We start from the raw sequence: 14073 nt of genomic DNA, 5'->3' as shown, positions 1-14073 counted from the left end.
GATCAACAAAGCTATAAACATCAGTCATTTACAGCCATAAAAAAGGAAAAAGGAGAGTTTTAATAAAAAAAATCAAAAAATAATTCAAGCACCAAATTCTTTAAAATTTCTTTAAAAAGGCGGTTTTTTTATGATGATGAAAAAATATTTACAACTAATAGGTGTGGAACTTAAATATTTTCAAAAACCGCCCAACTAAAGCCTGCGTAGATTGTAGTACAGTAATTAAAATAAATCAACTTTTAAAACAAAATCTTTCCTATGAAAACATCTACTGGAAATGAAATGGCAGGCAACAAAATGGCACGTCGCTCTTTCCTGCAATTTGCAGGTGCAGGAGCGTTAGCTGTGGGTGCATTGACCGCCACTTCATGTAAAAAAGACAGAGTTTCAGGCGACCCGGGTATTGTAGATATCGGTAGCGGAGACATTGGCATCTTAAACTATGCTTATGCTTTAGAGCAGTTAGAAGCTGCTTTTTACAAAGCTGTAATTGATAACGCATACAGTGGTATGTCATCTACCGAGCGCTCATTGTTGACTGATATCAGAGATCATGAGCAGGCACACCGCGATTTCTTTAAAGCTGCATTAGGTGGTAGCGCAATCAAAGCCCTAACTCCAGATTTCAGCAGCATTAACTTTGGCGATCGCAACAGTGTACTTAATGCCGCAAAATCATTTGAAGATTTGGGTGTAGCTGCCTACAATGGTGCAGGTTACCTGATTAAGAGTGCAGATTATCTTACGTTAGCTGGTAAAATTGTTTCTGTGGAAGCGAGACATGCAGCCCTGATTCGTGATTTGATCGGCATGAACTCATTCGTTGATAACTCAGTGGTAACGTTGAGCGAAGGAACCAGCCTGGAAAGATCAAAAGCGCCATCTGAAGTTGTTCCGATTGCGAACAAATACGTTAGTGGTGCACGGTTAGTGGCTCCTGCATTTGGTCTTTATTAATCTACCCTTAAAACAAAAAAAAGATGAATCTTAATCATTTAATCGAAGAGATTGTTAAAGCAGACCCTGAGTTTCCGGAAAGAGTTAGTCCGCGCAGAGCTGCTATTAAAAATATAACCAGCTTTGGCTCAAAAGTAGCCGTAGCTGCACTTCCTTTTGCTTTTTCAACACTGTTTAAAAAAGCTTACGGACAAACAGCAACCAGCTCAGTAAACGATGTATTAAATTTTGCGTTAACTGCTGAGTATTTGGAATCTGTATATTACAATACTTATATCCCACGTTTTCAAGGCATCATGTCAGCTACCGAAGCTGGAGGTTTAGCTTTAATCAGAACTGACGAAAACAATCACGTTAAGTTTCTGGTAGGGCAATTAGGTAATGCTGCAATTGCGCCATTAACTTTAAACAACTTTGATTATACTGGCGGTAGCGGTAACGGTAACGGCCCGTTTGCTGCAATCAACAGCAATACAACAGCTGGTTTTGATACTTTCCTGGCGTTAGCACAGGCTTTCGAAGATAACGGTGTAAGAGCTTACAAAGGTCAGGCTCCGTTCTTGTTAGGTAATCAAACTGTGTTAACCGCAGCTTTAAACATTCACTCTGTTGAGGCACGCCATGCTTCTCACTTACGTTACATGCGTCAGTTACGCGGAGTAGCCGTAAAACCATGGATTACTGGTGTAAACAGCGGAATTGCTGCTCCTGCCGCTGCTGCTGTTTATCTTGGAGAAGATAACACTACTCAGGCAACTGTAAATATTACAACACTTGTATCGGCTAATGCTGCAACTGAAGCATTTGATGAGCCATTAACCAAAGACTATGTTGTAAATAACATTGTGAAACTTTTCCTGAAACCATAAGGTAATTTCACATCATAAAAAAAGCGGCGCTATGTAGCGCCGCTTTTTTTATGATGTGATTTTTAAATTATTTAATAATTGATGACCTGCTCTTCAATCTGAACCGGCATTTCGCGCCATTCATATTTTTGATTACGTAATTGCGGCTCAAAACCTGCTTCACGTATTGAGTTTTGAATGCCTTGCGCGGTAAAGCGGTGAGGAGCGCCTGCTGCTGACACCACATTTTCCTCAATCATGATAGAACCGAAATCATTGGCGCCGGCGTGCAGGCATATTTGCGCTACCTGCTTGCCTACAGTAAGCCAAGAAGCTTGAATGTTTTTAACGTTTGGCAGCATAATTCGGCTCAAAGCAATCATGCGGATATATTCATCGCCGGTTACATTGTTGGTAATACCGCGCACCTTTCTCAGCAGGGTACCATCGTCTTGAAACGGCCATGGTATAAATGCTGTAAAGCCGTAATGGCCTTCGGGTTTTTCACTTTGTACCTGGCGTATCCAAACTAAATGCTCAAAACGTTCCTCAATGGTTTCTACATGCCCAAACATCATCGTAGCCGAGGTAGGCAGGTTGATTTGATGCGCAGCGCGCATTACATCCAGCCACTCTTTGCCACCACATTTGCCTTTTGAAATTAAACGGCGTACGCGGTCGTTCAAAATTTCGGCTCCGGCACCTGGTAATGAGTCTAAACCTGCTGCTTTTAAAGCCGTAAGTACATCAATATGACTCATTTTTTCCAGCTTGGCCACATGAGCAATTTCCGGCGGACCTAATGAGTGTAATTTCAGAGCCGGATATAACTCCTTCAACTCTTTAAATAAATCAACATAAAATGCCAGGCCCAGGTCGGGGTGGTGGCCGCCTTGCAATAATAACTGGTCGCCGCCAAAACGAAAGGTTTCTTCAATTTTACGCTTGTAGGTTTCTATATCCGTTATATAGCTATCCTCATGGCCGGGTCGCCTGAAGAAGTTACAAAATTTACAGTTGGCTATACATACGTTGGTGGTGTTCACATTGCGATCAATCTGCCATGTTACCTTCCCGTGCGGTACCTGAATTTTGCGCAGTTCGTTAGCTACATACATTAATTCAGGTGTACCGGCATTGTGATATAAATGCACACCTTCTTCAATACTTAAAAAGTCGAAGCGGAGCGCCCTTTGCAGTAAATCAGCCGTATTCATACACAAAGATACATAAAGCCCCTTAGCTTGTACCAAACCTGCTGAAGATTGACAAACAGATGAAGCTGTTATTAAGGGCTCAATTGCAATAAGCTACCCGTCCGTTTTCTAACCGTAAATGATGGCTTATGCTGTCAGGAATCTCATGCGGATAATGCGTAACATATATGATGCTGACTTGGGTGGCTTCGCCTATGGCATCAATAATTGATTTAAAATGCTGTTGCTGCATGTCATCCAGTCCCTGGCAAGGCTCGTCTAAAATGAGAAGTGGCGGGCATTTCACCAGGGCCCGTGCAAGCAGGCAAAGGCGCTGCACGCTGGCAGGTACGTTTTTGAGCAATATAAACCGGTACTGTTCAATGTCGAAAACCTGCATCCATTGTATGGCATTAGCCATTATTTTAGGGTTCGATGGCCTGAACAGGCCTAAGGTATCATGGTATCCTGATTCTATTACCTGCAGGCAGCTTTGGTCTGCCGGGAAGTATTGATACAGCTCAGGCGAAATAAAACCAATGTTCTTTTTAATATCCCAGATGCTTTCTCCGCTGCCACGTTTATTATCAAAGAGTATGATATCATTTGCGTATGCCTGAGGGTTATCGCCGGTAACTAAACTAAGTAAAGTAGATTTACCGGCACCATTGGGGCCTGATAATGACCAACGCTCGCCTGGCAATACAGTCCAGTTTACGTCATCCAATACTTTCACATCACCGTATTGGATATGGATATTGCTCATTCGTATTAAATAGTTGTAACGGTGAGCCTTATAGTTTGCGGTGTATAGTTGCTTTACTTGCTCAAGCCGGTGATTATCGAAATGATTAGGCAACACCGTGGCAACCAGCTCATCTTTTCGGCAGGCCTGCACCAACTGACCCTTTTCCAACTGTGCAATATGGGTAATTACTTCGGGGATGTGCTGCGCCGAAGCAGTAAGGATAATGGTAATTCCCGATTCGGCAGTTTCTTTTAGAAGTGTATCCAGTTCGTGGCGACTGCTGGCATCCAGACCGGTGAGAGGATTATCCAGTAACAGCAAAGCTGGATTTTTAAGTAAGGCGGCAGCAATCATCAGCCTTCGGGTTTCGCCGTTTGATAACTTGATGAGGTGCTTAGGCAGTAAAGGTTGTAAATGAAGTTGTTGTGTAAGCTGTTCTAAAGTCCAGTAATTAATTTCATTATTTGCTGCGGCGCTGGTAGAAGAAAGGTATTCGGCTACCGTAGCCGTGTTGCCCGAATCGAACGAGTTGTAACGCTGTTGGTAATAAAACGAAGTAGTATTTTCAACATCACGAAAGCCGTGCCTTAAACTCACCATCACCGGTTTGGGGTGCAAAGGCGTTTGGGTATTAAAAGAGCCAGGGGTGCCATAGCTGACATTGCCTCCGTTTAGTGCTCTATTGCCGGCCAACACCTGGAGTAGGGTAGTTTTACCGGAGCCCGATGGCCCGATGATTGCCCAGTGCTGACCCTTGGTAACAGTAATGTTGATATGTGATAAAGCAAGATGGCCGTTATATAATAACCGGCCATCTTGTATGCTTACTATTGAATCTTCCATGCGCTTTCAAAACCTGATGCGCAATATAATTATCATTATATAATATAAAGCAATTCAGGCAGGCGCAATTGTTAAGCTGTGTTTTTCAAAGCAGCAGTAACCGTATTCAATTCAACTTTTGGCTTGTTTTTATGGTTCCACAAGTTGATATCTGTAATAGTGCTTTTTACTTCATTCGCACATTGCTTGTTCGGACATTTCACTATCCATTCTTTTTTGGTTTGCTCAATAACAGGCCTGCTTCCACACTTTACGCAATTCTCGCATTGAATAGCAGGTTGAATGTCATAAATCATAAAAAAATAATATAAAATATAGTTAATAACAGCGCTTAATATTGTGGCTGTTTTCTTGTGATTACGCACCGGGAACAAAAAACGTTACACTTATTGTACCGATTTTACTCAATTGTTACATTTCGATGGTTAATGCAGCTACGTAAAAGTCATTAAAACAGATTTCAAGCCAAATTGATTGCAAAAAGAAAAAATTTATTTTAAGGTCACTTCGGTGTGTAAATGTGTATGAATGAAACTATCTTAAACTTTGCCTGTGTAAATTTTGTTAATGCTTTAAATAAATTGTTATGAGCAAACAAAGCAGCTGGATTGCATTTGGCGGAGGCTTGGCAGGTGCCTTGGCGCTAACCGCATTACATCAATACGTGAAAGCCAACAATGAAGATGCACCACGCATGGACTTGTTAGGGATGGAGGCCCTGGGTAAATCGTTAAAAAAAGCAGATGCCCCAATACCCGAACAGCCTGATTTATATTATCTGACCATGGCCGGCGACATAGTGAGTAATGCTCTGTTTTACAGTGCTGCCGGGTTGGGAAAAAAGCAGACTTGGCTTAAAGGTGCTTTACTGGGTTTGGCGGCCGGTGCCGGTGCCGTATATCTGCCCAAACCTATGGGTTTAAACGAAGAACATAGCAACCGTACCCCGCAAACCCAGGCTATGGCCGTACTTTATTATTTAACAGGAGGGCTGGTAGCTGCCGGGAGCATCAAGCTTTTAAATAAAATAAGCCGTAATCATAAAAAGAAAGTGCTTGCTTAACGTTCCGGCAATTTGTATGAGAGCATCATTAACGGCGCTTTAGCATATCCGTTTAATCATTATTGAAAAATAAAGCCGCTTATCTCAAACATAAGCGGCTTTATTTTTTTTATATGTTGAAATACATTCTACTTAACAAACATCTATCAATATGAAAAAACTTAGTTTACCAGCTTTAGCATTAGTATTAATGGTGCTGAGCAGTTGTTCAGTAATCGGCGGCATATTCAAAGCCGGTGCTGCAGTGGGCATTATTGCCGTTATTGTTGTAGTGGCCATTATCTTCTGGGTAATCTCATTATTCAGGGGCAGATCTTAATCGCTTTATTATTTCAATTTAAACATCAACCACTTACGTATTAATATTATGGAAAATGCAAGCCACACCGTTGAGGTGCTTAATGATTTAGTTAACATCAATAACGACCGTATCAACGGTTACGAACACGCTACCAAAGAAATTGGCGAAGGTTACGAAGATTTAAAGCAAATATTTACCCGCATTATTGGCGAATGCCATCATAACAAAATGGCGCTGGGTACCGAAATTCAAACTTTCCGCAAGGATATTGAAGACGAAAACACCAATAGCGGAAGCCTGCACCGCACCTGGCTTGATGTAAAAGCCTTTTTTACCGGCCACAGCGAAAGAAGTGTTTTAGAAGAATGTGAGTTTGGAGAAGATGCCATCAAAAAAGCATACCAAACTGCTATTGAAGATGAAAAACTTCCGGCTTATATTAAAGATATACTGATTGAGCAGCAGCAAAAAATTACAGCTTCTCATGATGAAATTAAAGCACTGCGTGATTCTGTTAAATAGTTAATTAATCACCCTCAAAAAAGCACCTGCCCAGGCAGGTGCTTTTTTGTTTAATAATAGCTTGTTATAATGATTATTTATTCATCAGCTGATATTTTAGCACTTAAATAAGGCACAGTTTTGTAGTTTTGCAGTCTACAAACAACGCAACTATTCATTTGTCTAACTAATAATGATTAAAATAAATACAGCAATGAAAAAAATGTTCAGCCTGATCCTTATTGGCGCTGCTGCCAGTGTATTGCAAGCCTGCAGTGGTGATCATACACCTACCGGTGGTCAGGATTCTGTTAAGGATATTCCGGGCTACGACGCCGGTGCTAAAGTAATTGATACCTCAAGGGTTACAACCCAGTTAGGTAGTGCTACCATGCTGGAAAACGCAGGTTCTGGCGGCTCACGCATTGTTAAAGATACTTCTAAACACAGCTTTTATGCAGGTAAACCGGCAACTGCCGCTGCCGCTCCTGCGCCGGTAGATACTGCAAAGGCAGGTAAAGATTCTACTGCTAAAAAGTAAGTTATATAATTTACCATAAAACATAAAAGCCCCTCAGGATATCCTGAGGGGCTTTTATGTTGGAATAATTGATATTACATTTTTTTGGTAGTATCAGCCATTTTAGAAGTATCAGCTTTCATAGCTGCAGTATCAGTAGTTGCAGTAGCAGCAGTGTCAGTAGTAGAGCTCATAGTTGAAGTTGAGTCAGTAGCAGTTGAATCAGAACCTGAACCTGAACCAGAACCTTTGCAAGCAACCATTGAAGATAAAGCTAAGGCTAATACGCCTAATTTGAATGCATTTTTCATTTTCTTATTTTTTTAAAAGGTGATTAATTACCTGTTAATACTCATACCTTTAAAAGGTAACCCAACTATTTTTAAATTTTTTCAAAAAAATAATGGGTTACTTAATAATGCTGTTAATTATTCGCTTTTGGTGCTTTTTTTAGTCACGGAAGTTTTGGTCACTGTTTTTTGAATGGTATCTACACCATTGGCTGCATGGGTAGTATCAGCATTAACTACAGTAGTGTCTTTGGTAGTGCTGTCAACCTTAGCAGTAGTATCAGTACCCATAGCAGTGCTGTCAACTTTGGTTGAGTCAGAACCCGATGTTGATTTGTTGCCGTCGCAGGCTGCAAATGACACCGAAATAGTTAATGCCAGCAGGCCGGCTTTTAATGAGTTTTTCATAGCTGCAAGTATTTAATTTTTTATTGTTAATACACCAAACAAAAAAAGGTAACCCTTAATGCAGGGTTACCTTTTTTATAAAACCGTTTAACGGTTAATTACATTTTTTTAGTAGTATCAGTTGCAGCTGAGTCAGTTTTAGCAGTATCAACTTTAGCAGTGGTATCTACAGTAGTAGTGGTAGTAGAGTCAACTTTAACTGAAGTAGAGTCAGTTGAAGAAGCATTTTTGTTACCAGAGCAAGAAGCGAAAGAAGCAGCGATAACTACAACTGCAGCAAATTTTAAGAAAGATTTCATTTTAATTTATTTGTGTTTGTTTCCACTTAATACAGTAACAGGTAAAAGGTAACCCATGAAATTTAAATTCTTTTAAAAACTTTTTTTTATCAAATATGGGTTACAATTTAGCAGAAATAGTATTAAGTAGTGAGCAAGCCGATAAATAGTTCTGTACCAACTGATAGTGAAGCCATACTCGGTATATTAAATAACTCCGAGCAGATGCTGAAGCGATTGTATACCGCTTACTTTCCGATGGTGCTGCAACTGGTGCTGAACAACAATGGTACTTATGATGATGCCAGAGATATTTATCAGGAAGCCATCATTGTTCTTTATAATAAAGTAAGAGCCGGAAATTTTGAATTGAGCAGTAAGCTGAAAACTTTCATCTATTCGGTATGCCGCAGGCTGTGGTTAAAACGATTAAGCCACATGAGCCGTTATGCTACCAGTGATATTAAAGATTACCAGGAGCATTTACCGGTAGAGGAGGAGGTTGAGCATCATGCCGAGCGTAACTTGCAGTTTGATAAAATGCAGGCCGCTATGGAGCAGTTGGGCGAACCCTGCCGCACCATTATTGACGACTTTTACATTAAAAGCAAATCTATGCAGGAGATTTGTGAGCGATTTGGTTATACCAATGCAGATAATGCCAAAACGCAAAAGTATAAATGCCTGCAACGCTTGAAAAAATTGTTTTTTCAGCAGAAGTAAGAAAGGATAATTATAGAAATGAGTAACAACCTGTTAATTGAACTTACCGACCGCTACCTGAACGGTGAACTGACCGAAGCAGAGCGGGCCGAGTTTGAACAGCTGCGCCGGGACAACGCAGAGCTCAACAGCAGGATTGATGAGCATATTAAGTTTACTGGCTTAATGAAAAGCTTTGGCGAACAGCAAGAGCTAAAGCACCGCATGGATGCCATCCATCAGCAAATGGATGCAGAGCACCTGATTGAGGAGGCAGCCGGAAAACCAAACCGTATTACTCAATTGTGGCGTCACCACCATTCCAAAATATCGGTGGCAGCTTCTGTAGCTATTTTTGCGGTATTGGCTACTTTATTTTTCAGCGGATATTTTGCTGAGAAAAGCGAAACCCAATACCTGCGCAGCGAAATTAAAAAAACGCAGCATGTTACCGCGCAACTGGCCAGCCATACCAACCAGATTATTAAAGATATCAATTCGCCACGGGCACGTTTCAGCAGCCAGAGTAATTTCACAGGTACAGGGTTTGCCATATCGGCCGACGGGTACTTGGTGACCAACTACCATGTGGTTAACGGTGCAGACTCGGTGCATGTGCAAAACGGGGCAGGCGAATATACCAGCAAGGTAATTTATACCGATCCTAAGTACGATATCGCTATCCTGAAAATTGATGATCCTTCTTTTAAACGTTTAAGCAATTTGCCTTATAACTTTAAACACTCAAAAACCGACCTGGGCGAAAGCGTTTACACTGCCGGTTACCCTGATGATTCTTTGGTTTGTGGTAGAGGTTATTTAGCTTCATCTGCCGGTTTGCATGGCGATACTTTAAACTACGAAATTTCTATCCCGGTTAACCCCGGAAATAGCGGCGGCCCCATCTGGGATGCTTCCGGCAACATTATTGGTATTGTAAGCATGCGTGCTGTACAGCGCGAAGGCGCAGCTTTTGCAGTAAAATCAAAGTATTTATTGAAAGCAATAGAAAATATACCTGCTGATTCGGTAAATAACACTAAATTAGCCGTCAATAACAGCAAGAGTTCGTTGGCTGGTTTAAGCTGGCCACAGCAAATTAAAAGAATGCAGAACTACGTGTTTATGGTGAAAGTATTTGATAATTAAAACGACGTAATCAACCCTCTAAATATAGTATATCTAAAAAAACGGCTCCTGCGAAAGCGGGAGCTTTTTTTTTACCAATTTGCTTTAAAATTGGAAGTTGGGTTAAGGCTTAATAATATAGCAATCTTCACAACTGCCTTTGCTCACATGTAGTATTGATTGGGTTCTTGAATAAGAAACCAGTTTTTTCTGCTTGCTATATTTGGCCGTTCCTGCAAAATCAAGAGTTCGTTTCACCGGAATCAGGCTTACCAACTCTTCTTTGTAAAAAAATACCAACAGGCACTGGTTATCGGCATATTCAATATCAGTTTCCAGTACGCGGTCGGCATGTTTAGCCAGAGTGCTGTCCAGATTTTTTTGTGTGGTATAAGGCGGCATCACATAAAACCTATCCCATGCAAACTCATCAAATTTACTTAAGTCGATACTTTGCGTTGAGGGATGAAGCTGCGACGATAAGTATTGATGAAACGATTTACTTTGATGCGCCTTGTTACTACAGGCAATCACGCTTGCTAATAATAAGCATACAGCAGTTACACGACAGGCTTTTTTAAGGTTAAACATTCAACATAAATAATTTTACAATAAGTTAGGCAGCTGATTGCCAATGTGCTTCTTAGGTTCCGATACTTACCGGTCTACCTCTCCCAGCACAAAATCTATAGAGCCAACTATGGCAATCAAATCGGCAATCAGTACCCCTTTAGAAATCTCCGGTAACACAGAAAGATTGTTAAAGCTCGGCCCACGGGCTTTTACCCTAAACGGTACCTCGGTACGGCCATCGGCTACAAAGTAATAACCCAGTTCGCCTTTTGAGCCTTCGGCACGCAAATAATAGTCCTGCGCTTTAGGTGTAATTTTACGAGGCAGTTTAGCGCGAGGATCAAAATCAGGTGTGCGTTTTAAATCCGTCTGCAACCGGTCAAGGCATTGTTCAATCATTTTTAACGATTGCTCAATTTCTTCCACCCGTACTTTATAGCGGTCCCAACAGTCGCCAACCGTGCCTGCCAATCCGCGGCCAACAGGTACGTCAAATTCCAGTTCGGGATAGATTGAATAATTATCAATACGGCGTAAATCCCATTTTAAACCTGAACCTCTTAACACCGGCCCAGAGCAACCATACTGAATAGCTACATCTAACGGTAACACGCCCACATTAGCCGTGCGGTTAATAAATATCTGGTTGTTGGTAAGCAGTTCATTTAACTCTACCATTTTAGGCTTGAAATAATCTACAAACTCGCGGCAGCGTTCTTCAAAACCTACCGGCAAATCATAAAACAGGCCGCCTACCCAAATATAGTTGTAAAGCATGCGCGAGCCTGATACCCATTCCAGCAGTCCAACAATATGTTCCCGGTCACGAAAGCACCATAAAAACGGAGTAAAGGCCCCTATATCAATACCATAAGTGCCTAAAGCAATTAAGTGAGAAGCAATGCGGTTTAATTCAGACACCAGCACCCTGATATATTCTATCCGCTTAGGTATCTCTTTATCAATACCCAACATCCGTTCCACACCCATTACAAATGCATGGGCATTAGTCATGGACGATAGGTAATCCATGCGGTCGGTAAACGGGATGGTTTGCTGGTAAGTGAGATTTTCGGCATGCTTATCAAAACAGCGGTGCAGGTAACCCATGTGCGGGATCACTTCTTTAACCACCTCGCCATCCGTTATCAACTCCAGTCGTAACACACCATGGGTAGATGGGTGCTGCGGCCCCATATTCAGCACCATGTCTTCGGTAGAAGCGGAGGCTATTTTTTGGCGGTAGCGGCGTAATGCTTCATTTATTTCGGATTTCGGATGTTCCATTTCGGATGTGTTTTAATGTAATCAGCCTTTTAATTTTTACAATCATGCCGATGCTGTTTTCATCTGTTTTGCTTTGTTAGCATTTGCTTTTGCTGTCTTGCCTATCTCAGTAAAAATTGCCGTTAGTTCATTTGCCTCTTGCCTTAAAGATTTTATTTGAGGAAAAATAACAGAGGCTGATTCCTCAATGAGTTCGAGCCAATAGATAGTTTCATCTGCTTCTTCTTCAACGATGATAATTTTATTGTTGAAATCAGCTGTTGATTTACCTTTACAAGCAGAGCGATAATTAGCGCCAATGGATGTAGAACTTCTTACCAACTGATTTATCAATACACTTGTAGAACGATCAGATGGTAAACTTTTAACGAAATTTAGTATATCAACTGCAATTTTTTTGGTTCTGTTTTGGAGTTCGATTTTATCCATACAATCGTTTCAAGCTTAATTAAAGAATGTTTCTATATCCGAAATGGAACATCCGGAATCCGAAATAAATGTCAATCAATTTTAATTCCTTTGTAGTATTTGGCTGCTTTGTAGTCTTTTCTTAGCGGGTAGCCTTCCCAATCGTCGGGTAATAAGATACGCCTTAAATCAGGATGCCCTTCGAAGAAAATACCCACCAGGTCATAAGCTTCACGCTCATGCCATTCGGCAGTTTTATAAACATTACTTACGGTAGGGAAAACGGGAAGGTCATTGACATCTCGGGTATGTTCCTGGCTTATTTTTAAAACCAACTGCAATTTATAGGGAATGGATGCCAGGTGGTAAACTACGCCAAACCGGTTGGTAGATGCCCCATAATCCATACCACTCAGGCACGACAGGAAATCAAAGTAAGTAGCCGGGTTGTCGCGCAATTCAAGGCATACTTCTGCAATGCGTTCAGGTTGTATCAGCAGCGAGGGTTGCAGGCCGCTGGTTTCCTCGCCTAAAATAACGCCTTCACCCAGCTTACTGATGAGCAGTTGTTTGATTTCTTCAAAACTCATGGTGCTAAACGAACTATCTTCCAGTTCTTTTTGTCGGTCTTCTTATACACCAGCCGATCGTGCAAACGGCTAGAACGGCCCTGCCAAAACTCTATCAGTTGTGGCTTCAAAATGTAGCCACCCCAAAACGAAGGTTTAGGTATTTCTTTGTCCGCATACTCAGCTTCTAATTGTTTTTGTTTTTCCTCTAAAACATTCCGGCTCGCAATTTCCTGACTTTGCGGAGAAACGAGGGCACCAATTTGGCTCCCCTTTGGGCGGGAGTGGAAGTAGCGCTCAGATTGCTCCTTGCTCAACTTCTCAATCGTGCCTTCAATGCGTACCTGGCGTTCTAAAGGTCCCCAAAAAAATAGCATGCTGCCTAACGGATTTTTTGCAATCTCTTTCCCTTTACGGCTCAGGTAATTGGTATAAAACATAAAGCCTTGCTCATTAAAGCCTTTTAGCAGTAAAACACGCGCCGAGGGTCGGCCATCATGGGTAGCTGTAGCCAGCATCATAGCATTGGGTTCGTGTATCTCGGCATCTACTGCCTGGTTAAACCAGGTTTCAAATTGCAGTATGGGGTCGGCTTTTACATCGCCTTCTGCCAGGGAAGCGGCGCGGTAATCTTGCCTTAAATTTTGTATGTCTTCGCGATTCATTGTTGCAAACTTACCAAATGCAAATTATAAATCGGATTAAATGCGAAAGCGCAGGTATCATTCGTTAGTAAAATGAACATATCTTTATTGTAAACGTTAGAATAATAAAAACCAATTTATACTATGCTCACAAGTGTTACAGCAGCAGCCGGCCGTTTATTGTTATCTGAACCTTTTATGCTGGACCCTAATTTTAAGCGCTCTGTTGTGTTGCTCGCAGAGCATTCGGCCGATGGGGTGATGGGATATGTGCTGAACCACCAGAGTGAATATTTGCTGGGTGACATTATGCCCGATGTTTCTTACTCTGAATTACCTGTATATGTGGGTGGCCCTGTGGGTAATGATACCCTGCATTTTATACACCGCTGCCCAGACAAAATTGATGGCGGCACCGAAATTTATAAGGGCATTTATTGGGGCGGTAACTTTGCCACCGTCAAAGAACTGATCAATACTTACCAGTTAACCGAAGATGAAATCCGCTTTTTTGCCGGTTACTCCGGCTGGTCGCAAGAACAGCTGGAAGGCGAAATACAGGAAAATAGCTGGCTGGTAGCCGCTGAATATGATATTAATGCGGTATTTACCACCGGCGAGCACAACATGTGGAAGGAAGTAATTGTAAGCATGGGGCAGCGCTATGCACACATTGCTAATTTTCCGGAAAATCCTACGCTGAATTAATACTTCACACCGTCATTGCGAGGTACGAAGCAATCTCTCTGTAGTATGCCATGTTATAGCGTATAGAGATTGCTTCGTTCCTCGCAATGACGGTGTGA

General features: G+C 41.6%; 20 protein-coding genes. 9 read left to right on the top strand and 11 right to left on the bottom strand.

Annotated features, from left to right (window positions below):
* The first annotated feature begins 261 nt into the window (after positions 1 to 261).
* Together ACYVNW_RS06715 and ACYVNW_RS06710 are read left to right on the top strand one after the other, a co-directional pair.
* Positions 262 to 960 (top strand): ferritin-like domain-containing protein, encoded by a 699-nt coding sequence (locus ACYVNW_RS06715; protein ID WP_460679076.1) that lies wholly within the window; start codon positions 262 to 264, stop codon positions 958 to 960.
* Positions 961 to 983: 23 nt separating this feature from the next.
* Positions 984 to 1829 carry a ferritin-like domain-containing protein gene (locus tag ACYVNW_RS06710; RefSeq protein WP_460679075.1) on the top strand — a complete coding sequence of 282 codons (846 nt, stop codon included), beginning with the start codon at positions 984 to 986 and terminating at the stop codon, positions 1827 to 1829.
* A gap of 71 nt (positions 1830 to 1900) precedes the next feature.
* On the opposite strand, the gene ACYVNW_RS06705 is transcribed toward ACYVNW_RS06710, so the two are convergent.
* From ACYVNW_RS06705 to ACYVNW_RS06695, 3 genes are all read right to left on the bottom strand, one after another.
* Entirely contained in the window at positions 1901 to 3025 is a 1125-nt protein-coding gene (locus tag ACYVNW_RS06705; RefSeq protein WP_460679074.1) for a CofH family radical SAM protein, read from the bottom strand.
* A gap of 79 nt (positions 3026 to 3104) precedes the next feature.
* Positions 3105 to 4595, bottom strand: a complete 1491-nt coding sequence (locus ACYVNW_RS06700) for an ATP-binding cassette domain-containing protein (protein WP_460679073.1) — start codon at positions 4593 to 4595, stop codon at positions 3105 to 3107.
* 71 nt (positions 4596 to 4666) lie between these two features.
* On the bottom strand, positions 4667 to 4891 hold the full coding sequence (locus ACYVNW_RS06695; protein WP_460679072.1) for a hypothetical protein: 225 nt from the start codon (positions 4889 to 4891) through the stop codon (positions 4667 to 4669).
* A gap of 290 nt (positions 4892 to 5181) precedes the next feature.
* Between ACYVNW_RS06695 and ACYVNW_RS06690 the strand changes: the two genes are divergently transcribed.
* The 4 genes from ACYVNW_RS06690 (at position 5182) to ACYVNW_RS06675 (ending at position 7001) form a co-directional block, all read left to right on the top strand.
* On the top strand, positions 5182 to 5658 hold the full coding sequence (locus ACYVNW_RS06690; protein WP_460679071.1) for a hypothetical protein: 477 nt from the start codon (positions 5182 to 5184) through the stop codon (positions 5656 to 5658).
* A gap of 151 nt (positions 5659 to 5809) precedes the next feature.
* A complete protein-coding gene (locus ACYVNW_RS06685; RefSeq protein ID WP_460679070.1) occupies positions 5810 to 5977 on the top strand; it encodes a hypothetical protein in 168 nt (55 codons plus the stop codon).
* A 48-nt stretch (positions 5978 to 6025) separates the two neighbouring features.
* The gene (locus ACYVNW_RS06680; protein WP_460679069.1) at positions 6026 to 6481 is read left to right on the top strand and encodes a PA2169 family four-helix-bundle protein; all 456 of its coding nucleotides are present in this window, start codon (positions 6026 to 6028) and stop codon (positions 6479 to 6481) included.
* A gap of 193 nt (positions 6482 to 6674) precedes the next feature.
* A complete protein-coding gene (locus ACYVNW_RS06675; RefSeq protein ID WP_460679068.1) occupies positions 6675 to 7001 on the top strand; it encodes a hypothetical protein in 327 nt (108 codons plus the stop codon).
* Between the two features lie 74 nt (positions 7002 to 7075).
* Here ACYVNW_RS06675 and ACYVNW_RS06670 read toward each other — a convergent pair whose 3' ends face one another.
* From ACYVNW_RS06670 to ACYVNW_RS06660, 3 genes are all read right to left on the bottom strand, one after another.
* Positions 7076 to 7291: a hypothetical protein gene (locus tag ACYVNW_RS06670; protein WP_460679067.1), complete on the bottom strand. Its 216-nt coding sequence runs from the start codon at positions 7289 to 7291 to the stop codon at positions 7076 to 7078.
* 117 nt (positions 7292 to 7408) lie between these two features.
* Positions 7409 to 7678 carry a hypothetical protein gene (locus ACYVNW_RS06665; protein ID WP_460679066.1) on the bottom strand — a complete coding sequence of 90 codons (270 nt, stop codon included), beginning with the start codon at positions 7676 to 7678 and terminating at the stop codon, positions 7409 to 7411.
* 98 nt (positions 7679 to 7776) lie between these two features.
* Entirely contained in the window at positions 7777 to 7977 is a 201-nt protein-coding gene (locus ACYVNW_RS06660) for a hypothetical protein (RefSeq protein WP_460679065.1), read from the bottom strand.
* A gap of 129 nt (positions 7978 to 8106) precedes the next feature.
* On the opposite strand from ACYVNW_RS06660, the gene ACYVNW_RS06655 reads away from it, so the two are divergent.
* Entirely contained in the window at positions 8107 to 8679 is a 573-nt protein-coding gene (locus ACYVNW_RS06655) for an RNA polymerase sigma factor (RefSeq protein WP_460679064.1), read from the top strand.
* Positions 8680 to 8697: 18 nt separating this feature from the next.
* Positions 8698 to 9807 (top strand): trypsin-like peptidase domain-containing protein, encoded by a 1110-nt coding sequence (locus tag ACYVNW_RS06650; protein WP_460679063.1) that lies wholly within the window; start codon positions 8698 to 8700, stop codon positions 9805 to 9807.
* Positions 9808 to 9909: 102 nt separating this feature from the next.
* Here ACYVNW_RS06650 and ACYVNW_RS06645 read toward each other — a convergent pair whose 3' ends face one another.
* The 5 genes from ACYVNW_RS06645 to pdxH all read right to left on the bottom strand — a co-directional run bounded on the left by ACYVNW_RS06645 (position 9910) and on the right by pdxH (position 13288).
* Positions 9910 to 10377: a hypothetical protein gene (locus tag ACYVNW_RS06645; RefSeq protein ID WP_460679062.1), complete on the bottom strand. Its 468-nt coding sequence runs from the start codon at positions 10375 to 10377 to the stop codon at positions 9910 to 9912.
* 66 nt (positions 10378 to 10443) lie between these two features.
* The gene (locus ACYVNW_RS06640) at positions 10444 to 11568 is read right to left on the bottom strand and encodes an NADH-quinone oxidoreductase subunit D (RefSeq protein ID WP_460681004.1); all 1125 of its coding nucleotides are present in this window, start codon (positions 11566 to 11568) and stop codon (positions 10444 to 10446) included.
* A 120-nt stretch (positions 11569 to 11688) separates the two neighbouring features.
* Positions 11689 to 12075 carry a four helix bundle protein gene (locus tag ACYVNW_RS06635; RefSeq protein ID WP_460679061.1) on the bottom strand — a complete coding sequence of 129 codons (387 nt, stop codon included), beginning with the start codon at positions 12073 to 12075 and terminating at the stop codon, positions 11689 to 11691.
* 71 nt (positions 12076 to 12146) lie between these two features.
* On the bottom strand, positions 12147 to 12644 hold the full coding sequence (locus ACYVNW_RS06630) for an NADH-quinone oxidoreductase subunit C (RefSeq protein WP_460679060.1): 498 nt from the start codon (positions 12642 to 12644) through the stop codon (positions 12147 to 12149).
* Positions 12641 to 13288 (bottom strand): pyridoxamine 5'-phosphate oxidase, encoded by a 648-nt coding sequence (gene pdxH / locus ACYVNW_RS06625; protein WP_460679059.1) that lies wholly within the window; start codon positions 13286 to 13288, stop codon positions 12641 to 12643. The genes ACYVNW_RS06630 and pdxH overlap by 4 nt, the downstream gene beginning before the upstream one ends.
* A 123-nt stretch (positions 13289 to 13411) precedes the next feature.
* Here pdxH and ACYVNW_RS06620 point away from each other — a divergent pair, with 123 nt between their 5' ends.
* Positions 13412 to 13975: a YqgE/AlgH family protein gene (locus ACYVNW_RS06620; protein WP_460679058.1), complete on the top strand. Its 564-nt coding sequence runs from the start codon at positions 13412 to 13414 to the stop codon at positions 13973 to 13975.
* The last annotated feature ends 98 nt before the right edge of the window (positions 13976 to 14073 follow it).

This window comes from Mucilaginibacter koreensis (assembly GCF_054783355.1).
The sequence above is the reverse complement of the archived record's forward strand: the minus strand, read 5'-3'. Positions and strand labels throughout refer to the sequence as shown.

Coding starts and splice junctions, on each gene's coding strand:
- ACYVNW_RS06695 (WP_460679072.1), bottom strand. CDS start 4,891: ATGATTTATGACATTCAACCTGCTATTCAATGCGAGAATTGCGTAAAG.
- ACYVNW_RS06690 (WP_460679071.1), top strand. CDS start 5,182: ATGAGCAAACAAAGCAGCTGGATTGCATTTGGCGGAGGCTTGGCAGGT.
- ACYVNW_RS06680 (WP_460679069.1), top strand. CDS start 6,026: ATGGAAAATGCAAGCCACACCGTTGAGGTGCTTAATGATTTAGTTAAC.
- ACYVNW_RS06665 (WP_460679066.1), bottom strand. CDS start 7,678: ATGAAAAACTCATTAAAAGCCGGCCTGCTGGCATTAACTATTTCGGTG.
- ACYVNW_RS06675 (WP_460679068.1), top strand. CDS start 6,675: ATGAAAAAAATGTTCAGCCTGATCCTTATTGGCGCTGCTGCCAGTGTA.
- ACYVNW_RS06685 (WP_460679070.1), top strand. CDS start 5,810: ATGAAAAAACTTAGTTTACCAGCTTTAGCATTAGTATTAATGGTGCTG.
- ACYVNW_RS06670 (WP_460679067.1), bottom strand. CDS start 7,291: ATGAAAAATGCATTCAAATTAGGCGTATTAGCCTTAGCTTTATCTTCA.
- ACYVNW_RS06640 (WP_460681004.1), bottom strand. CDS start 11,568: ATGGTGCTGAATATGGGGCCGCAGCACCCATCTACCCATGGTGTGTTA.
- ACYVNW_RS06715 (WP_460679076.1), top strand. CDS start 262: ATGAAAACATCTACTGGAAATGAAATGGCAGGCAACAAAATGGCACGT.
- ACYVNW_RS06650 (WP_460679063.1), top strand. CDS start 8,698: ATGAGTAACAACCTGTTAATTGAACTTACCGACCGCTACCTGAACGGT.
- ACYVNW_RS06645 (WP_460679062.1), bottom strand. CDS start 10,377: ATGTTTAACCTTAAAAAAGCCTGTCGTGTAACTGCTGTATGCTTATTA.
- ACYVNW_RS06710 (WP_460679075.1), top strand. CDS start 984: ATGAATCTTAATCATTTAATCGAAGAGATTGTTAAAGCAGACCCTGAG.
- ACYVNW_RS06630 (WP_460679060.1), bottom strand. CDS start 12,644: ATGAGTTTTGAAGAAATCAAACAACTGCTCATCAGTAAGCTGGGTGAA.
- ACYVNW_RS06705 (WP_460679074.1), bottom strand. CDS start 3,025: ATGAATACGGCTGATTTACTGCAAAGGGCGCTCCGCTTCGACTTTTTA.
- ACYVNW_RS06660 (WP_460679065.1), bottom strand. CDS start 7,977: ATGAAATCTTTCTTAAAATTTGCTGCAGTTGTAGTTATCGCTGCTTCT.
- ACYVNW_RS06635 (WP_460679061.1), bottom strand. CDS start 12,075: ATGGATAAAATCGAACTCCAAAACAGAACCAAAAAAATTGCAGTTGAT.
- ACYVNW_RS06620 (WP_460679058.1), top strand. CDS start 13,412: ATGCTCACAAGTGTTACAGCAGCAGCCGGCCGTTTATTGTTATCTGAA.
- ACYVNW_RS06700 (WP_460679073.1), bottom strand. CDS start 4,595: ATGGAAGATTCAATAGTAAGCATACAAGATGGCCGGTTATTATATAAC.
- pdxH (WP_460679059.1), bottom strand. CDS start 13,288: ATGAATCGCGAAGACATACAAAATTTAAGGCAAGATTACCGCGCCGCT.